This is a genomic window from Microbacterium pygmaeum (genome assembly GCF_900100885.1).
Lineage (GTDB): Bacteria > Actinomycetota > Actinomycetes > Actinomycetales > Microbacteriaceae > Microbacterium > Microbacterium pygmaeum.
Genome location: NZ_LT629692.1, coordinates 3107471 through 3124774 on the forward strand (window position 1 = coordinate 3107471; position 17304 = coordinate 3124774).

Below are 17304 nucleotides of genomic sequence, written 5' to 3' on the forward strand. Positions count from 1 at the left end.
AATAAACAGCGCTGGCTCCAGCTTCGGGGCAACGAGACGAGTCGTCGCGACGATGGTCGGTGAGAGTCACTCCGCAAGCGCTCACGAGTGAGCGGGCGGGCGCATGTCTACCCTAGCAAACTCGGGGGCTCCTGAAATCCGTTCAGGAACCGCCGATGTCTCGACGTCGAGAGACCGGGGCCTCGTCCTCGAGCACTTCGCTGGGCAGCGATGCGTCGCTGACGTGCGGCACGCGCATCCGCAGCAGCACGACGACATCCACGACCAGTGAGGCCAGCACGCTGACGACGACGGCGACGAAGAAGATCGTGGAGTCGATCCACGGCTGGCCGCGCAGCACCAGCAGGGCGACGATGAAGACGACGAGCTTGAGGATCCAGCCGCCCAGGACGATCCCGAAGAACACCGGGACGTACAGCGGGTCTGCGTACCAGCGGTTGGCGATCAGGATGCTGGCTCCGGTGATCGCCAGGAACACCGCGGCGATGAGCACGCCGATCAGCGCGCTGACCAGTCCGGTACCGCCATCGACGAGGAAGCCGATGACCGCTCCCGCCACCGCGAGGACTGCCGTGACGGCACCCGACCAGATCAGCGTGGTCCGCAGGATCGGGGTGCTCGAGATGGGCTGGGCGTTCATCGGGCGTCCTCCAGGACAGGGGTGGTCGGGGTGGACCCGCCGCGTCGCCGCAGCGGGAGGAAGGTCAGGACCAGGCAGGCGATGATGCCGACGCCGCCGAAGGCGACGCCGAGGAGATAGTCTCCCGGCCACTCCTCCTGCGTGCCGACGTACATCAGCAGGACTGCCAGGCTCACCACGGCCGTCCACGCGTAGAAGATGAGGACGGCGTCGCGGTCCGTGTGGCCCATGTCCAGCATCCGGTGATGCAGGTGCTTGCGGTCCGGCGAGAAGGGCGACTTGCCCGCCCCCATACGACGAACCACCGCGAGCCCGAAGTCCAGCAGGGGCAGCAGGACCACCACGATCGGCAGAAGGATCGGGATGAAGGCACCCAGCAGCTGCGACCGGCCGAACTCGTCGGGGTTGAGGACCGCGGGGTTGAGCTGGCCGGTGATGGCGATCGCCGAGCACGCCATCAGCAGGCCCAGCATCAGCGCGCCGGAATCCCCCATGAACAGCTTCGCGGGGCTCCAGTTCAACGGCAGGAAGCCGATGCACGCGCCGATCAGCACCGCGGCGATGAAGGATGCCAGGTTGAAGTAGGTGCTCGACCCGGTGTCGCGCACGAGGATGTACGAGTACGCGAAGAACACGCCGTTGGCGATCAGGCACACGCCGGCGACGAGTCCGTCCAGGCCGTCGATGAAGTTGACGGCGTTCATCACCACGACGATCGAGAACACGGTCAGCGTGAAGCTCACCCAGCTGGACCAGATCGACAGGCCTCCGATCGGCAGCGCGAAGATCTGCAGCTGGCCGAACCACGCGATGATGCCCGCGGCGAGGAACTGCGCGCCGAGCTTGATCATCCAGTCGAGGTCCCACAGGTCATCGGCGACGCCGACGATGACGATCAGCAGCGTCGCCGCGAGGATCGCGTAGACCGGCGCGGGATCGACCCAGAAGATCGCGAAGTACGGGTTCTGGGACGAGACGGCGAAGGCGGCGACCACGCCGAGGAACATCGCGATCCCCCCCAGACGCGGCGTCGGGGTCTTGTGCACATCGCGTTCCCGGATGCCGGGGTACAGCTTGTACTTGAGGCTGAGGCGCCACACCCCCCACGACAGGGCGAGGGTGATCGCGGCGGTGAACAGGACGGTGAACAGATACTGCTTCATGCAGCCCCGTCGGCGCCCACCTGGTCGCGATCCGGATCCGGCTCGAGCAGGTCGCCGAGCACCTCGCGCAGGCGCGCCCGATCGACGGCGCCCTCCCGGAGGACCCGGACCAGCGGATCGGTACCGCCCACCAGGCTCGTCGCATCGACGATGGTCGAGGCGATGCCCGTGTCCGAGGGACCGCCGTCGAGGTAGACCGACACGCTGTCGCCGAGCATGTCCTTGGCCTCCCATGCGCGGATCGCCGCGGCGTGACCGGTCAGGTTCGCACTGGAGACCGCCAGTGGGCCGGTCTCCTCCAGCAGTTCGAGGGCGATCCGGTGCGCCGGCATGCGCACCGCGACCGTGCCGTGGGTCTCGCCCAGATCCCAGGAGAGCGAGGGCTGGGACGGCAGCACGATGGTCAGCCCGCCCGGCCAGAACGCCTCCACCAGCCTTTCGACGGGCTCGGGGACCTCGGCCACGAGGGCACGAAGCGTCGTGATCCCGGCGACCAGGACCGGTGGCGGGGACTGTCGTCCGCGTCCCTTCGCATCGAGGAGCCGCTGCACGGCGCTCGCGCTGAACGCGTCCGCGGCCACGCCGTAGACCGTGTCGGTGGGGAGCACGACGAGCTCACCGCGGCCGATGGCCTGGCGCGCCTGACGCATGCCGGGAAGCAGCTGCGCCTCGTCTCGGCAGTCGAAGAGGGAGGACATGTCCCGCTCATTCTAGGCCGGGCGCCTCCGAGCGTCCTGTGCCGCCCGCGCGTCGCGACACACCGGCGCGTCGCGGCGCGGCGGGCTCAGGGCCGGATCGCCGTGGTCGCGCGATCGCGCATCGTCAGATCGGGATGCGTGGAGGCCGCCCGCCAGCCGTCGGCCGTGAGCAGGTCACGGATCGCGGCGCCCTGCCACTCGCCGTGCTCGAGAACGAGGGTCCCGCCGGGATGCGCGAGCCGAAGCGCAACTGCGCTCAGTACCCGCACGACATCCAGCCCGTCCGCTCCCCCGTACAGCGCGACCGGCGGGTCGAAGAACCGGACCTCCGGGTCGCGCGGGATCGCGGCATCCGGAACGTACGGCGGGTTGGAGACGACCACCGACACGGTGCCCTCCAGCTCGGGGAAGGCGTGCGCCAGATCGATGAACGCCAGCCGGGCGCTCTCCGGCGCGAGACGCTCGAAGTTCTCCTTCGTCCACACGAAGGCCTCGACGGAGTTCTCCGCGGCGAACACACGCGCGTGCGGGACCTCGGTCGCCATGGCCAGTGCAATCGCGCCGGATCCGGTGCCCAGGTCCACGCCGATCGGAGCGGGGGATGCCGCGGCGGCGAGCGCGTCGATGGCCAGCTGCGCCACCATCTCCGTCTCGGGACGGGGGACGAACACGCCGGGGCCGACCCGAAGCTCGAGGTGACGGAACGGCGCGAGGCCGGTGAGGTGCTGCAGCGGCTCGCGGGTGACGCGACGTGCGACGAGGGCGTCGAAGGCCGCGGCATCCGCCTCGGTGATCTCCGCTCCGCGGATCGCCGCCGCCTGCACCGATCCCCTCCCGCCGCCCACGACGTGCGCGGCGAGCAGCTCGGCGTCGACGTCGGCATCCGGCACGCCGGCGCGCGCCAGCACCTCGACGGCACGGCGGAGAGCGTCGGCGAGCAGCAGTGGAGCGGGGGGAGTCTCAGGCATCGCGGCACTCAGCCTACGGCCGTCGTCACAGGGCGCCGACACAGGATCGACTCCTTTAGGCTTGTGCCCGTCCCGACCGCCCGCGCGAAAGGCCTCCCGCATGTCCGGCATCCACTCCGACATCACGTCCGCATTCGGCAACACTCCGCTGGTGCGCTTGAACCGGCTGACCGAGGGACTCGGCGCCGACGTGCTGGTCAAGCTCGAGTTCTACAACCCCGTCTCCAGCGTCAAAGACCGTCTGGGCATCGCGATCGTCGACGCGGCCGAGGCATCCGGCGAACTGCAGCCCGGCGGCACCATCGTCGAGTCCACCAGTGGCAACACCGGCATCGCCCTGGCCATGGTCGGCGCCGCGCGAGGGTACCGGGTGATCCTCACGATGCCGGCCTCGATGTCGAAGGAACGGCGCATCCTGCTCAAGGCCTTCGGCGCCGAGCTCGTCCTGACCGATCCGACGAAGGGCATGGCGGAGGCGGTCAACATCGCGAAGCAGATCGTCGCAGACACTCCGGGTGCCATCTGGGCGCGTCAGTTCGAGAACGAGGCGAACCCGGCGATCCACCGCAAGACGACCGCCGAGGAGATCTGGCGGGACACCGACGGCAAGGTCGACATCTTCATCGCGGGCGTCGGTACCGGCGGCACCATCACCGGCGTGGGACAGGTGCTGAAGGAACGCAACCCCGACGTGCAGATCATCGCCGTCGAACCGAAGGACTCCCCGGTCCTGAGCGAGGGCCACCCCGGCCCCCACAAGATCCAGGGCATCGGACCCAACTTCGTGCCGGCGATCCTGGACCGCAGCGTGATCGACGAGGTCATCCCGGTGGAGTTCGACGATGCGATCCGTGTCGGCCGCGAGACCGCGACGACCGAGGGCATCCTGGTGGGGATGTCCAGCGGGGCCGCCATCTGGGCCGCGCTGCAGGTCGCCGCCCGCCCGGAGAACGCCGGGAAGACGATCGTCGTCATCGTGCCCTCTGCAGGCGAGCGCTACCTGAGCACCGCGCTGTACGAACACCTCCGCGAGGAGTGAGCGTGGGGATGTGGGGACGGATCCGCGAGGATGTCTCAGCTGCTCGTTTGCGTGATCCGGCGGCGCGCAACGGCGTCGAGATCGCGCTGCTGTATCCGGGGCTGCACGCCATCTGGGCGCACCGCGTCGACCATTGGCTGTGGCAGCGCGGGTTCCGCCTGGCTGCAAGGGCCGGTTCGCAGCTGACCCGCTGGCTCACCGGCATCGAGATCCACCCCGGAGCCACCATCGGCCGGCGGTTCTTCATCGACCACGGGATGGGTGTCGTGATCGGCGAGACCGCGGAGGTCGGCGACGACGTGATGCTCTACCACGGCGTCACGCTGGGCGGCCGGCAGCGGGAGGGCGGCAAGCGGCACCCCACGCTCGGCGACGGTGTCGCCGTCGGGGCCGGCGCGAAGGTCCTCGGACCGATCACGATCGGCGCGGGCTCGGTCATCGGCGCGAACGCGGTGGTCACGAAGGATGCCGCACCCGACAGCATCCTCGTCGGGGTTCCCGCGAAGGCGCGCACGCGCGGCGCGGGCGAGGACACCCGGGCGCTGCTGAGCGTCCCCGATTACTCGCTGCCGGACTACTCGATCTGATCGCCTGAGACGACTCAGCCGGCGCGGCGCTGCGCGACGTCCTTCTTGAGGAAGACCATCGGCAGCAGCCAGGTCGCCAGCGCCGTGATGATCCAGACGATCACGGGCGCGAGCACCCATGCGAGCACGTTCGAGATGCCGATCCCCGCGTTCGGGATGAGCACGACGACCAGGATGGCGACGAACGTCGAGATGATGCCGATGCCGCCCAGGAGCGGTGCTGCGTGTCGCCGCGTCAGCTTGAACACCCACGGTGCCAGCACGCTCTGGATGACGGCGAAGATCACCACCGCCAGGACGAAGCCCCACCAGTCGCTCCAGTCGATGTGGAAGCCGGGCAGGATCCAGTCGGCCACGATCAGGCCGAGGGCCGCCGAGAAGACGAAGATGGCGGCGCGGATGAGGAACGTGATCACGTCTGGAGCCTAGCGGCGGGGGCGCTCGGCCCTGAGGTGCTCGCCGTGGCGCTCTCCGACCCGGTCGACGGTTTCAACGCGTTCGACCCGGTCGAGCCAGTCGTTCAGCACGGTGCGCACCAGGTGCGGGCGCTCGTGGACGAGCGCGTGCCCTGCACCGTCGACGACGACGAACGTCGCCCGAGGGTGGATGTCGCCCAGCCGCCGCTGCGCGCGCCACCCGATCAGGCCGTCGTCGCGGCCCACGGCGACCACGGCGGGGCCGGCGAACGGCGCGTGGTCAGGGTCGGGTGTCAGGGTCGACGCGTTCATGATCCGGTCGACCACATCGCCGTCGTATCGGCCGAGCGAGGATCGCACGAACCGTTCGAATCGATCGCGGGTGGCTGCCGTGCGCACCACGAAGTAGCCGAGGTAGTCGGCGCGCACGGACTCGTCGAGCGCATCGATCCCGCCGTCGTCCTCGACGACGCGGGCCGGTGCCGGCTCGAAGTCGTCGACGAACGGCGAGAGGAGCGCGAGTCCGCGCACCCGATCCGGATGCCGCGCAGCGACGCCTCTGGCGAGATGGCCGCCGAACGAATGCCCGATCACGACGAACGGCTCGTCGCGGATCTCGGCGGCGATGACCGCGTCGAGCGCGTCCAGCACCTCGTCGCTCGTGCGGGCCGAGGAGCCGGCCGACTCCCCCATCCCCGGCAGGTCGGGGTAGACGCCGCGCATGCCGCGGCCTTCGAGGATCGGCCCGGTCACCGGCATGATCTCATCGCGCGTCGAGTACGCCCCGTGGAGGACCAGCGCCGGCACCCCGGCGCCCTCGACGACGTAATCGATCCGAGTTCCCCGATCGTCGGTGATCTCGGCCATGCCCGTCATCGTAACGCCCCGCCGCTGCCTTCCGGGCCCGGCGGTGGCGGCAGCGGCAGCGCGGTGCGTCAGGAGTCGGCGCCGAGAGAAGCCAGGCGCTCCTCCTCGTCTGCGGCGATGCACGACTCGATGATGGGCTCCAGGGCGCCGTCCATCACCTGGTCGAGGTTGTACGCCTTGTAGCCGGTGCGGTGATCGGCGATCCGGTTCTCCGGGAAGTTGTACGTGCGGATCCGCTCGGAGCGGTCCATGCCGCGGATCTGCGACTTGCGAGCCGCGGAGGACGCGGCATCCAGCTCTTCCTGCTGCTTGGCGAGGATCCGCGCACGCAGCACCCGCATGCCGGCCTCGCGGTTCTGCAGCTGCGACTTCTCGTTCTGCATCGAGACGACGATGCCGGTCGGCAGGTGCGTGATGCGCACCGCCGAGTCGGTCGTGTTCACCGACTGGCCGCCCGGTCCGGATGAGCGGAAGACGTCGATCTTCAGGTCGTTCGGGTTGATCTGCACCTCGTCGGGCTCGTCCACCTCGGGGAAGACCAGCACGCCGGTCGTCGAGGTGTGGATGCGGCCCTGCGATTCGGTCGCCGGCACTCGCTGGACGCGGTGCACACCGCCCTCGTACTTGAGGTGCGCCCAGACGCCTTGCGCGGGATCGGTGGATGACCCCTTGATCGCGACCTGGACGTCCTTGTATCCGCCGAGGTCGGACTCGTTGCGCTCGAGCAGCTCGGTCTTCCAGCCCTTCGAGGCGGCGTACTGCAGGTACATGCGCAGCAGGTCCGCGGCGAACAGCGCACTCTCCGCACCGCCCTCGCCGCCCTTGATCTCCATGATCACGTCGCGCGCGTCATCCGGGTCGCGCGGGATCAGCAGGCGCCGCAGCTTCTCCTGCGTCTCGGCCACCCGCGCCTCGAGGGCGGGCACCTCCTCGGCGAACGCGTCGTCCTCCTTGGCCAGTTCGCGGGCGGCCTCCAGATCATCGGATGCCGCGACCCACGTGTCGTAGGCCGCGACGATCCGCGACAACTCGGCGTACCGGCGGTTGACGCGTCTCGCGCGGCCGGCGTCGGCATGCACCGCCGGATCGGAGAGCTCCTCCTGGACGGCTTTGTGCTCTTCGAGAAGGGTCTTGACCGATTCGAACATGGATGCTCCGAACGGCTCGGTCAGCGGATGCTGTTCTCGTGCCCGTGGCTGTGTCCGCCGCCGGTGGGCGTCGGGATCGACTTCTGCATCTGCACGAGGAACTCGACGTTGGACGAGGTCTCCTTGAGCTTGCCGAGGACGACCTCCAGGGCCTGCTGCGGGTCGAGCCCCGCGAGGGCGCGACGCAGCTTCCAGGTGATCTTGACCTCGTCGGCCGACAGCAGCATCTCCTCACGGCGGGTGCTCGACGCGTTCACGTCGACAGCCGGGAAGATGCGCTTGTCGGCGAGCTGACGCGACAGGCGCAGTTCGCTGTTGCCGGTGCCCTTGAACTCCTCGAAGATGACCTCGTCCATCTTGGATCCGGTCTCCACGAGCGCGGTGGCGAGGATCGTGAGCGATCCGCCGTTCTCGATGTTGCGCGCGGCGCCGAAGAATCGCTTCGGCGGGTACAGCGCGGAAGCGTCGACGCCGCCGGTGAGCACGCGACCCGATGTGGGGGCGGTGATGTTGTACGCACGGCCGAGGCGGGTGATCGAATCCAGCAGGACGACGACATCGCGGCCGAGCTCCACCAGACGCTTGGCGCGCTCGATGGCGAGCTCGGCGACCGTCGTGTGGTCCTCGGCGGGGCGGTCGAAGGTCGACGCGATGACCTCGCCCTTGACCGTCCGCTGCATGTCGGTGACTTCTTCCGGGCGCTCGTCGACGAGCACGACCATGAGGTGGACCTCGGGGTTGTTCGTCGCGATCGCGTTGGCGATCTGCTGCAGCACGATCGTCTTGCCGGCCTTGGGCGGCGCGACGATGAGGCCGCGCTGGCCCTTGCCGATCGGGGCGACCAGGTCGATGATGCGCTGGGTCAGCTTCTCCGGAGCCGTCTCGAGACGGAGGCGCTCCTGCGGGTACAGCGGCGTCAGCTTGCCGAACTCGACGCGGTCCGCGGCGTCCTCGACGGACAGGCCGTTGACCGAGTCGACCTTCACGAGCGCGTTGTACTTCTGGCGGCTGGACTGCTCGCCCTCGCGCGGCTGCTTGATCGCGCCGACCACGGCGTCGCCCTTGCGGAGGTTGTACTTCTTGACCTGGCCGAGCGACACGTACACATCGCTGGTGCCGGGCAGGTAGCCGGTGGTGCGGACGAACGCGTAGTTGTCCAAGACGTCGAGGATGCCCGCGATCGGGATGAGGATGTCGTCGTCGCCGATCTCGGTGTCGAACTCGTCGGCGCCCACCGGACCGCGACGCTTGTTGCGCTGGCGGTTGCGGTTGTTCGAACCCGACTCGTCGTCGGTCTCGGCGGCCTGCGGCTGCGCCTGGGCGTTCTGCCCCTGGTTGCCGGCTGCCGGCTGGTTCTGGCCGCCCTGGCTGTTCGAGTTGCCCTGACCGGCCTGGTTGTTCTGGCCGCCCGCGTTGCGGTTGCGGCTGCGACTGCGGCTGCGGCTGCGGCTGCTGCGCGACGGCGATTCGTCGGTGGCGCCCTCGGCTTGGTCGCCCTCGCCCTGTTCGCCGGACTCGGTCGACTCAGCGGAGTCGGACGCCTCGGACGACGCGCTCTCGGACGACGCAGCGTCGGCAGCCGGCTCGGGAGCGGTGGGCGCAGCATCAGTGGGCGCAGCGTCGGTGGGCGCAGCATCAGTGGGCGCAGCGTCGGTGGGCGCAGCATCGGTGGGCGCCGATGCGGCGGGCGTCTCGACCTTCGCGGCGTCGGGGGTTTCGGTCGACTCGGCGGCGGGCGCATCGGCGGATGCCTCAACGGCAGGCGCCGCAGCGGCCTTGGCCGCAGCATCCGTGCTCTTGGCTCGTCGCGGCGCGCGCTTGCGCGGTGCTGTCGCGGGTGCCGCCTCCACGGGGGCGGCCTCGGCCGCGGGTGTCGCGTCGACCGGAGCGTCGGCGGGCGCCTCGGCGGCGGCCTCCTCCGCGACCGGAGCGTCGGCGGTCGCCTCGGCGGCAGCCTCCTCCGCGACCGGAGCGTCGGCTGCAGTCTGCTCGACGACGGGGGCTTCGGCGGCCTGCTCCTCGGCGACGGGCGCCTCCTGCGCGACCGGAGCGTCGCTCACGGTCGCGCTCGGCTCGTTGTCGGCGTTCTCAGCCGTGGCGGTGACGTTCTCCGTGCCGTCGGGCGCTTCGGTGCGCTCTTCGGTCTCGGCGTCGGTGGTCTGGATCTCGGAGATGGACTCCACGAGTTCTCCCTTGTAAACGTGTGGATGATTCTCACTGCACGCGACGCACGCCACAACGGACGTCGGACCACGCCGCCCTTCGACAAGCTCAGGATCCGGTCGTCATTCTGACCGGGGTGCGGGGGGTCGTGCAGGGTTTCGCAGATTGCGATCGGAGGCCAGATTCACGTCATTACGTGGAACCCTCCAGTGCCTCTCACTGTACCACCCTTGAAGTCGACGGCCAGCATCAGCGACTCCCACGGAGTGTCCGTCGCCTGTGCGACCAGCTCCGCGGCCTCCAGGCGCCTTCCCGGCCCGTCCGCCAGCACGAGCACGCTCGGCCCCGCTCCGGAGACGACCGCGGCGAAGCCCTGCGCGCGCAGCGCTCGCACCAGCGCGTCGGTCTCCGGCATGGCCTGCGCGCGATAGTTCTGGTGGAGCTTGTCCTCGGTCGCCGCCAGGAGCAGCTCCGGGCTCTGCATCAGCGCGGCGATCAACAGCGCCGAGCGGGACACGTTGAAGACCGCGTCCTCTCGCGGCACCTGCAGCGGCTGCAGGCTGCGCGCGACGCTCGTGGACATCGTGAATTCGGGCACGAACACCAACGGGGACACGCCACGGTGCACGAGGAGCTTCTTGTGCTGCGGGCCGGTCTCATCGACCCAGGCGATCGTGAGTCCACCGAACAGCGCGGGCGCGACGTTGTCCGGGTGCCCCTCCATCTCGGTCGCGAGGCGGAGCAGCGCATCGGCGGAGAAGTCGGCCTCGCCCTCGAGCAGTCCCTTCGCCGCGAGCAGGCCGGAGACGACCGCGGCGCCGGAGGAACCGAGGCCTCGCCCGTGCGGGATGACGTTGCGCGCCTCCAGCCGCAGACCGGGAAGCGGGCGTTCGACCGCGGCGAAGGCGTAGGCGATCGCGCGCACGACGAGGTTGCTCGCATCGCGCGGAACGGCCTCGGCCCCCTCGCCGCTGACGAGGATCTCCAGCTCGCCCTCCGGCAGTGCGGTCACCGTCAGCTCGTCGTACACGCTGAGCGCGAGGCCGAGGGTGTCGAAGCCCGGGCCGAGGTTCGCGCTCGTCGCGGGAACGCGGACGGCGACCGACCGGCCGATCATGCCGAGGGCTGCAGACCGAGCACGGAGGCGACCTCCGACGTGGTCGCGTCCACCACGGTCGGCTCGACCGTGGAGCCGTCGGCGTTGCGCAGTGCCCACTGCGGGTCCTTCAGGCCGTGGCCGGTGACCGTGAGCACGACGCGGGAACCTGCGGGGATGATCCCGGCCTCCGCGCGGTCGAGGAGCCCTGCGACGCTGATCGCAGATGCGGGCTCGACGAAGATGCCCACCTCACCGGCGAGCAGCTTCTGCGCGGCGAGGATCCGCTCGTCGTCGATGGCGCCGAACCAGCCGTCCGTGGCGTCGCGCGCCTCGAGTGCGAGCTCCCACGATGCCGGGTTGCCGATGCGGATGGCGCTGGCCACCGTCTCGGGGTTCTTGACGATCTCGCCGCGTACGAGCGGTGCGGAGCCCTCGGCCTGGAAGCCGAACATGCGCGGCACCCGGGTGGCGACGCCGCGCTCGGCCTCTTCGCGGTAGCCCCGCGAGTACGCCGTGTAGTTGCCGGCGTTGCCCACCGGGATGAAGTGGAAGTCGGGAGCGTCGCCGAGCACCTCGACGACCTCGTACGCCGCCGTCTTCTGACCCTCGATGCGGTCGGGGTTCACCGAGTTCACGAGGTGCACCGGGTACGAGTCGGCGAGTTCGCGGGCGATCTCGAGGCAGTCGTCGAAGTTGCCGCGGATCTGGATGAGCTGGCCGTTGTGGATGACGGCCTGGCTGAGCTTGCCCATCGCGATCTTGCCCTCGGGGACGAGGACGGCGGCGGTGATGCCGGCGTGCGCGGCATACGCGGCGGCGGATGCCGAGGTGTTGCCGGTCGATGCGCAGATGACCGCCTTCGCACCGTGCTCGACCGCGCGCGAGAGCGCGACGGTCATGCCGCGGTCCTTGAAGGAGCCGGTGGGGTTCATGCCCTCGAACTTCACCCAGACCTCGGCGCCGGTGCGCCGTGACAGCGATGGGGCCGGCAGCAGTGGTGTGCCGCCCTCGCCGAGGGTGACGACGGTGGAGGCATCCGTCACTCCGAGTCGATCCGCATACTCGCGCAGGACTCCGCGCCAGACGTGTGCCATGTCAGTCTCCTTCCACGCGCAGGACCGAGACGACGCGTTCGACGACGCCGCTCGCGGCGAGCCGATCGACGGTCTCGCTGAGGTCCTGCTCTCGTGCTCTGTGTGTTCCGATGACGAGGCGCGCCACCGCGATGGTTTCGGATTCGGAGCCGGTCGATGCGCCGGGGATGACGGTCTGCTCCACGGTCGCGATCGAGACGCGGCCGTCGCTGAGGATCCCGGCCACCGTGGCCAGCACGCCCGGCTGGTCATCGACTTCCAGCGTGATCTGGTACCGCGTCGTGACCCGCCCGACCGGGACGACCGGGAGATTCGCGAGGGTCGACTCGCCAACCCCCACGCCGCCGGCGACGTGCCGGCGAGCGGCCGAGACCACATCGCCGAGGACCGCCGAGGCGGTCTGCACTCCCCCGGCGCCGGCGCCGTAGAACATCAGGTTGCCCGCGGCTTCAGCCTCGACGAACACGGCGTTGTTCGCGCCGTGGACGCTGGCGAGCGGGTGTTCGCGGCTGATCAGCGCCGGGTAGACGCGCACCGAGATCGACTCCTGGGGGTCATCGGTGAGTCGCTCGCAGACGGCGAGCAGCTTGATGACGTAGCCGGCGTGACGGGCCGAATCGATCATCGCCTTGTCGATCGCGGTGATGCCCTCCCGGTGCACGGCATCCAGCGGAACCGTCGTATGGAAGGCGAGGCTCGCCAGGATGGCCGCCTTCTGTGCGGCGTCGTAGCCTTCCACGTCGGCGGTGGGGTCGGCCTCGGCGTATCCGAGTCGCTGCGCGTCGGCGAGCACCTCGCCGAAGTCCGCGCCCTCGGTGTCCATCCGGTCGAGGATGTAGTTCGTGGTGCCGTTGACGATGCCCATGATCCGCCGGATGCGGTCGCCGGCGAGCGAGTCGCGCAGCGGTCGGATGATCGGGATCGCACCGGCGGCGGCCGCCTCGTAGTACACCTGCGCGCCCACCTGATCGGCCGCATCGAAGATCTCCGGGCCGTGCGTGGCCAGCAGCGCCTTGTTCGCGGTGACGACGTCGGCGCCGGAGTTGATCGCCTGCAGCACGTACGTCTTGGCGGGCTCGATGCCGCCCATGAGCTCGATCACGATGTCGGCGCCCAGGATGAGCTGCTCGGCGTCGGTGGTGAACAGCTCTTTGGGCAGATCGGTCTCGCGCGGTGCGTCGAGGTCGCGCACCGCGATCCCGACGAGCTCGAGCGAGGCGCCTGCGCGGTCGGCGAGCTCGTCGCCGTGCTTGCGCAGCAGCGCGGCGACCTGTGAGCCCACGGCCCCTGCGCCCAGGAGGGCGACTCTCAATCGGCGGTGATCGATCACTTCGACTCGCTCCGCTGGGTCAGTGCTGGCATGTCGGCTCTTTCCGTGTGTTCGGGTCGCGCGGCGCTGTCGGCTCCGATGTCGCGCGCGAGGAGGTCGTCGATGGTCTCGCCGCGCACGATCACGCGAGCCCGTCCGTCGCAGACGGCGACCAGGGGCGGGCGGGTCAGGTAGTTGTAGTTGCTCGCCAGCGAGAAGCAGTAGGCGCCGGTCGCCGGAACGGCCAGCAGGTCACCTGGCCGCACGTCGCCGGGCAGATAGTCGGCATCCACCACGATGTCACCGGATTCGCAGTGCTTGCCGACCACGCGGACGAGGGCCGGGTCCGCGGTGCTGGTGCGCGAGGCGATGCGCGCGGTGTACTGGGCGCCGTAGAGGGCGGGCCTGACGTTGTCGTTCATGCCGCCGTCGACGCTGACGTACCGGCGCTCCACGCCCTCGCCGGCCGAGACCTGCTTGGTCGTGCCGACTTCGTACAGGGTGATGCCCGCCTGCCCCACGATGGCGCGACCGGGTTCGAAGGCGAGGTGAGGCATCGGGATGCCGCGCGCCGAGCACTCGCGCGCCACGGCGGCCGCGATGCCGGCGGCGAGCTGCTCGATCGGCGTCGGGTCGTCGACACTCGTGTAGGCGATGCCGAAGCCGCCGCCGAGGTTCAGCACCGGGACTTCGCCTCCGGCTCGCAGCCCGGCGTGCACCTCGACCAGACGCGCCGCCGATTCTTCGAAGCCTGCCGTGCCGAAGATCTGCGAGCCGATGTGGCAGTGCAGGCCGGTGAACAGCAGCTCGGGGATCTCGCGGATGCGCGCGACGACGGCCGCGGCATCCTCCAGCGGGAATCCGAACTTCTGGTCTTCGTGCGCCGTCGCCAGGAAGTCGTGCGTCTCGGCGTGCACGCCGCTGTTCACGCGCACCAGCACGGCCTGCGGCTGCGGGCGGCCCGCGACGATGCGGGCGAGACGGTCGAGCTCGTTCCAGCTGTCCAGGACGATCGACCCGATGCCGATCTCGACGGCGCGCTCGAGCTCGGCGACGCTCTTGTTGTTGCCGTGGAAGCCGAGGCGGGCAGGATCCGCGCCGGCGGCCAGCGCGACGGCGAGCTCGCCGCCCGAGCACACGTCGACGGCCAGTCCCTCCTCGGTGACCCAGCGGACGACCTCGGTGCACAGGAGCGCCTTGCCGGCGTAGTACACCCGCGCCTGGACGCCGTGCTGCGTGGCGGCGGCGCGGAAGGCCTCGAGCGTGCGACGCGCGTGCGTGCGCACCTCGTTCTCGTCCAGGACGTAGAGCGGGGTGCCGAAGCGCTCCTGGAGTTCTGTCGCGGCGACTCCCCCGACGGCCAGCACGCCCTGCGCGTCGCGCTCTGCGGAGACGGGCCACACGCCGGCGACGAGCTCGTTCGCGTCAGCCGGGACGCTCAGCCACGAGGGGATGAGGGTGCGGGCGGTCGGGGCGGCGGACACAGGTGGAACCAATCGGTGGAGGCTTCGGCGCGACGGCTTCGGGTCGGAGCCCGAAGTGCGATGCCGCGGCCGGGAACTCACGTGCCGGGCAGTGTGTGAAGTCTAGGGCACGCCGAAGAGGGGCTCAGGCGCAGGTGCCGTTGGCCTGCAGGGTCGGGTCGGTGATGATCGCGCCGTCGACGTCGAGGTCGGCCACCACCTCACCGCCCTGCACGGTGAGTCCGGTCAGCGTGACCCCGGCGGGGATGTACTGCGCGATGCAGACCGTGTAGTCCTTCACGACCAGGTCGGCGACGCGGCCGAAGCGGTCCCGCAGCTCGTCGGCTGTGATCGTCGCACCGGCCAGCTGAAGGGATGCGGGCGTCAGCACGATGTCGCCGTCCACAGCGGTGGGAGTCAGCGCGACGCCGACCGGGATCTGGGCGCCGAAGATCTCCAGGTCCAGATCAGCGGTGATGTCGGGAGCGGCGATGCCGACGGTCTCGGCGGGCAGCCCGTCGACGGTCGCCAGGAGGGCGCGCAGCTGTGCCTCGTCCAGACGCACGGACGCGGTGGCCGATTCTGCGGCTGCGTCGCCGCGGATCGGGATGCCGGTGGCGTGCACGGTCACATCTCCGGACAGTTCACCGAGCACGACGTCGTCCGAGGCGACCGTGACATCCCGCAGCGCGCCGCCGATCAGCTGCGGCAGCACCGCGCCTTCGACGGTGACCGCCACATCCTGGTCGGCGGGCAGCGACAGCTGCGTGATCACCTGCTGGCGGATCGTCGTCTCGACGACGTTCCGGGCGACCGCCTCGCCGGCGAACCAGGCGGCCACCGCGAGACCCACTACGATCACGAGGGCCACGATCCACGGCCACACGCGGCGCCGACGCCGTTGCGGCTCGGCAGGCCGCTGCCAGTCCGGAAGCGGCTGGGTGGGCTGGGCGTCTGCCGTGGTCATGGCGCTCCTACATCCGTTTTGGTGCGTCGACGCCCAGCAGGTCCAGGCCGTTGCGCAGCACCTGGCCTGTGGCGTCGTTGAGCCACAGCCGTGTCCGGTGCACCGCCTCGATGGGCCCGTCGCCGAGCGGGATCACCCGGCAGCTGTCGTACCAGCGGTGGTAGAGACCTGCGAGCTCCTCGAGGTAGCGGGCGACGCGGTGCGGCTCGCGCACCTCGGCGGCGAACCCGACGATGCGCGGGAACTCCTGCAGCGCCCCCAGGAGCGCCGATTCCGTCTCATGATCGAGCAGCTCGGGCGCGAATGCGGAGCGGTCGACGCCGGATGCCGCGGCGTTGCGCGCCACGTTGTGGGTGCGCGCGTGCGCGTACTGGACGTAGAACACCGGGTTGTCGTTGGTGCGCTTGCGCAACAGCTCGGGGTCCAGCGTGAGGGGCGAATCCGCCGGATACCGGGCGAGCGAGTACCTCAGCGCGTCCGTGCCCAGCCACTCGCGCAGGTCGTCCATCTCGATGATGTTGCCGGCGCGCTTGGACAGCCGGGCGCCGTTGATCGAGACGAGCTGTCCGATCAGCACCTCGATGTCCTTCTCGGGATCATCGCCCGCGGCGCCGGCGAGCGCCTTCAGCCGGTGCACGTAGCCATGGTGGTCGGCTCCGAGCAGGTAGATCTTGTGCGCGAAGCCCCGGTCGCCCTTGTTCAGGTAGTAAGCGGCGTCGGCAGCGAAGTAGGTGTATTCGCCGTTGGAGCGACGGATCACGCGATCCTTGTCGTCACCGAAGTCGGTCGTGCGCACCCACACCGCATCGCCCTCGTCGAAGACATGACCCTGGGCCCGCAGGCGTTCCACGGCCTCGTCGACCAGGCTCGGCGTGCCGTCGGCGCCGGCGGCGTGCAGCGTGCGCTCGGAGAACCACACGTCGAAGTTCACCCGGAACGCGACCAGTGACGCCTGCAGCTCGCCGAGCTGGAAGCCGTAGGCGAGGTCGGTGGCGATCCGGGTCTGCTCGTCGCGATCCAGCGAGACGATGCCGGGCCGCTCGGCGATGACGCGCGACGCGAGCGCCTGGATGTACGACCCGCCGTACCCGTCGTCCGGCGTCGGCTCGCCGTGCATCGCCGCGACGACAGACCGGCCGAACCGCTCCATCTGCGCGCCCGCGTCGTTGATGTAGAACTCCCGGGCGACGGTCGCGCCGCTGGCTGCCAGGAGCCGGGCGATGGAGTCGCCGAGGGCAGCCCACCGGGTGTGTCCGATGTGCAGCGGGCCGGTGGGGTTGGCGCTGACGAACTCCACGTTGATGGTGTTGCCGCGCTGCGAGTCGTTCGTGCCGAAGGCGGCGCCGGCTTCGACGATCGTCCGAGCGAGCGCGCCGGCGGCCGCAGCATCCAATCGGATGTTGATGAAGCCCGGTCCGGCGACCTCGACGTTCGCGATGCCCGGTGTCGCGGCCAGCGCCTCGGCGATCTCGGCGGCGAACTCCCGGGGGTTCGCGCCGACCGCCTTGCCGAGCTTGAGCGCCGCGTTGGAGGCCCAGTCGCCGTGGTCGCGGTTCTTCGGACGGTCAAGCACCAGGTCGGCCGCCGTCAGGCCCCCGGTCGAGCCCGCACGTCGAGCCTCGGCCAGCGGGGTGATCACGGCGAGCAGGGCTTCGGAGAGGGCGTCAGGATTCATAACCGCAC

General features: G+C 70.1%; 16 protein-coding genes. 2 read left to right on the top strand and 14 right to left on the bottom strand.

What is annotated here, in order from left to right:
• Nucleotides 1-142: 142 nt before the first annotated feature.
• The 4 genes from BLT19_RS14960 to prmC form a co-directional block, all read right to left on the bottom strand.
• Nucleotides 143-640 carry a hypothetical protein gene (locus BLT19_RS14960; protein ID WP_091491854.1) on the bottom strand — a complete coding sequence of 166 codons (498 nt, stop codon included), beginning with the start codon at nt 638-640 and terminating at the stop codon, nt 143-145.
• Nucleotides 637-1803, bottom strand: a complete 1167-nt coding sequence (locus BLT19_RS14965) for an MraY family glycosyltransferase (protein ID WP_091491857.1) — start codon at nt 1801-1803, stop codon at nt 637-639. Before BLT19_RS14965 ends, BLT19_RS14960 begins: the two co-directional genes overlap by 4 nt.
• Nucleotides 1800-2501 carry an L-threonylcarbamoyladenylate synthase gene (locus BLT19_RS14970; RefSeq protein ID WP_091491859.1) on the bottom strand — a complete coding sequence of 234 codons (702 nt, stop codon included), beginning with the start codon at nt 2499-2501 and terminating at the stop codon, nt 1800-1802. Before BLT19_RS14970 ends, BLT19_RS14965 begins: the two co-directional genes overlap by 4 nt.
• A gap of 86 nt (nt 2502-2587) precedes the next feature.
• Complete coding sequence (gene prmC, locus BLT19_RS14975) at nt 2588-3469, bottom strand: peptide chain release factor N(5)-glutamine methyltransferase (RefSeq protein ID WP_091491862.1); 882 nt, start codon at nt 3467-3469, stop codon at nt 2588-2590.
• A gap of 100 nt (nt 3470-3569) precedes the next feature.
• Here prmC and cysK point away from each other — a divergent pair, with 100 nt between their 5' ends.
• Both cysK and epsC read left to right on the top strand, forming a co-directional pair.
• Complete coding sequence (gene cysK, locus BLT19_RS14980) at nt 3570-4508, top strand: cysteine synthase A (protein ID WP_091491864.1); 939 nt, start codon at nt 3570-3572, stop codon at nt 4506-4508.
• Between the two features lie 2 nt (nt 4509-4510).
• Entirely contained in the window at nt 4511-5095 is a 585-nt protein-coding gene (epsC, locus tag BLT19_RS14985; protein ID WP_091491867.1) for a serine O-acetyltransferase EpsC, read from the top strand.
• Nucleotides 5096-5109: 14 nt separating this feature from the next.
• Here epsC and BLT19_RS14990 read toward each other — a convergent pair whose 3' ends face one another.
• The 10 genes from BLT19_RS14990 to argS all read right to left on the bottom strand — a co-directional run bounded on the left by BLT19_RS14990 (nt 5110) and on the right by argS (nt 17296).
• The gene (locus tag BLT19_RS14990) at nt 5110-5511 is read right to left on the bottom strand and encodes a phage holin family protein (RefSeq protein ID WP_091491869.1); all 402 of its coding nucleotides are present in this window, start codon (nt 5509-5511) and stop codon (nt 5110-5112) included.
• A 9-nt stretch (nt 5512-5520) separates the two neighbouring features.
• Nucleotides 5521-6378, bottom strand: coding sequence for an alpha/beta fold hydrolase (locus tag BLT19_RS14995; RefSeq protein ID WP_157681871.1), 858 nt, complete (start codon nt 6376-6378; stop codon nt 5521-5523).
• Nucleotides 6379-6446: 68 nt separating this feature from the next.
• Nucleotides 6447-7526: a peptide chain release factor 1 gene (gene prfA / locus BLT19_RS15000; protein ID WP_091491874.1), complete on the bottom strand. Its 1080-nt coding sequence runs from the start codon at nt 7524-7526 to the stop codon at nt 6447-6449.
• A gap of 20 nt (nt 7527-7546) precedes the next feature.
• On the bottom strand, nt 7547-9709 hold the full coding sequence (gene rho, locus BLT19_RS15005) for a transcription termination factor Rho (protein ID WP_231917677.1): 2163 nt from the start codon (nt 9707-9709) through the stop codon (nt 7547-7549).
• Between the two features lie 164 nt (nt 9710-9873).
• On the bottom strand, nt 9874-10806 hold the full coding sequence (gene thrB / locus BLT19_RS15010) for a homoserine kinase (RefSeq protein ID WP_091491879.1): 933 nt from the start codon (nt 10804-10806) through the stop codon (nt 9874-9876).
• Nucleotides 10803-11882, bottom strand: a complete 1080-nt coding sequence (gene thrC / locus BLT19_RS15015; RefSeq protein ID WP_091491882.1) for a threonine synthase — start codon at nt 11880-11882, stop codon at nt 10803-10805. The genes thrB and thrC overlap by 4 nt, the downstream gene beginning before the upstream one ends.
• Nucleotide 11883: 1 nt before the next feature.
• Entirely contained in the window at nt 11884-13212 is a 1329-nt protein-coding gene (locus BLT19_RS15020) for a homoserine dehydrogenase (protein WP_091491885.1), read from the bottom strand.
• Complete coding sequence (lysA, locus tag BLT19_RS15025; protein ID WP_172825643.1) at nt 13209-14675, bottom strand: diaminopimelate decarboxylase; 1467 nt, start codon at nt 14673-14675, stop codon at nt 13209-13211. Before lysA ends, BLT19_RS15020 begins: the two co-directional genes overlap by 4 nt.
• A gap of 124 nt (nt 14676-14799) precedes the next feature.
• On the bottom strand, nt 14800-15621 hold the full coding sequence (locus tag BLT19_RS15030; RefSeq protein WP_091491890.1) for an LmeA family phospholipid-binding protein: 822 nt from the start codon (nt 15619-15621) through the stop codon (nt 14800-14802).
• 7 nt (nt 15622-15628) lie between these two features.
• Nucleotides 15629-17296 carry an arginine--tRNA ligase gene (argS, locus tag BLT19_RS15035; RefSeq protein ID WP_091491892.1) on the bottom strand — a complete coding sequence of 556 codons (1668 nt, stop codon included), beginning with the start codon at nt 17294-17296 and terminating at the stop codon, nt 15629-15631.
• Nucleotides 17297-17304 lie beyond the last annotated feature (8 nt).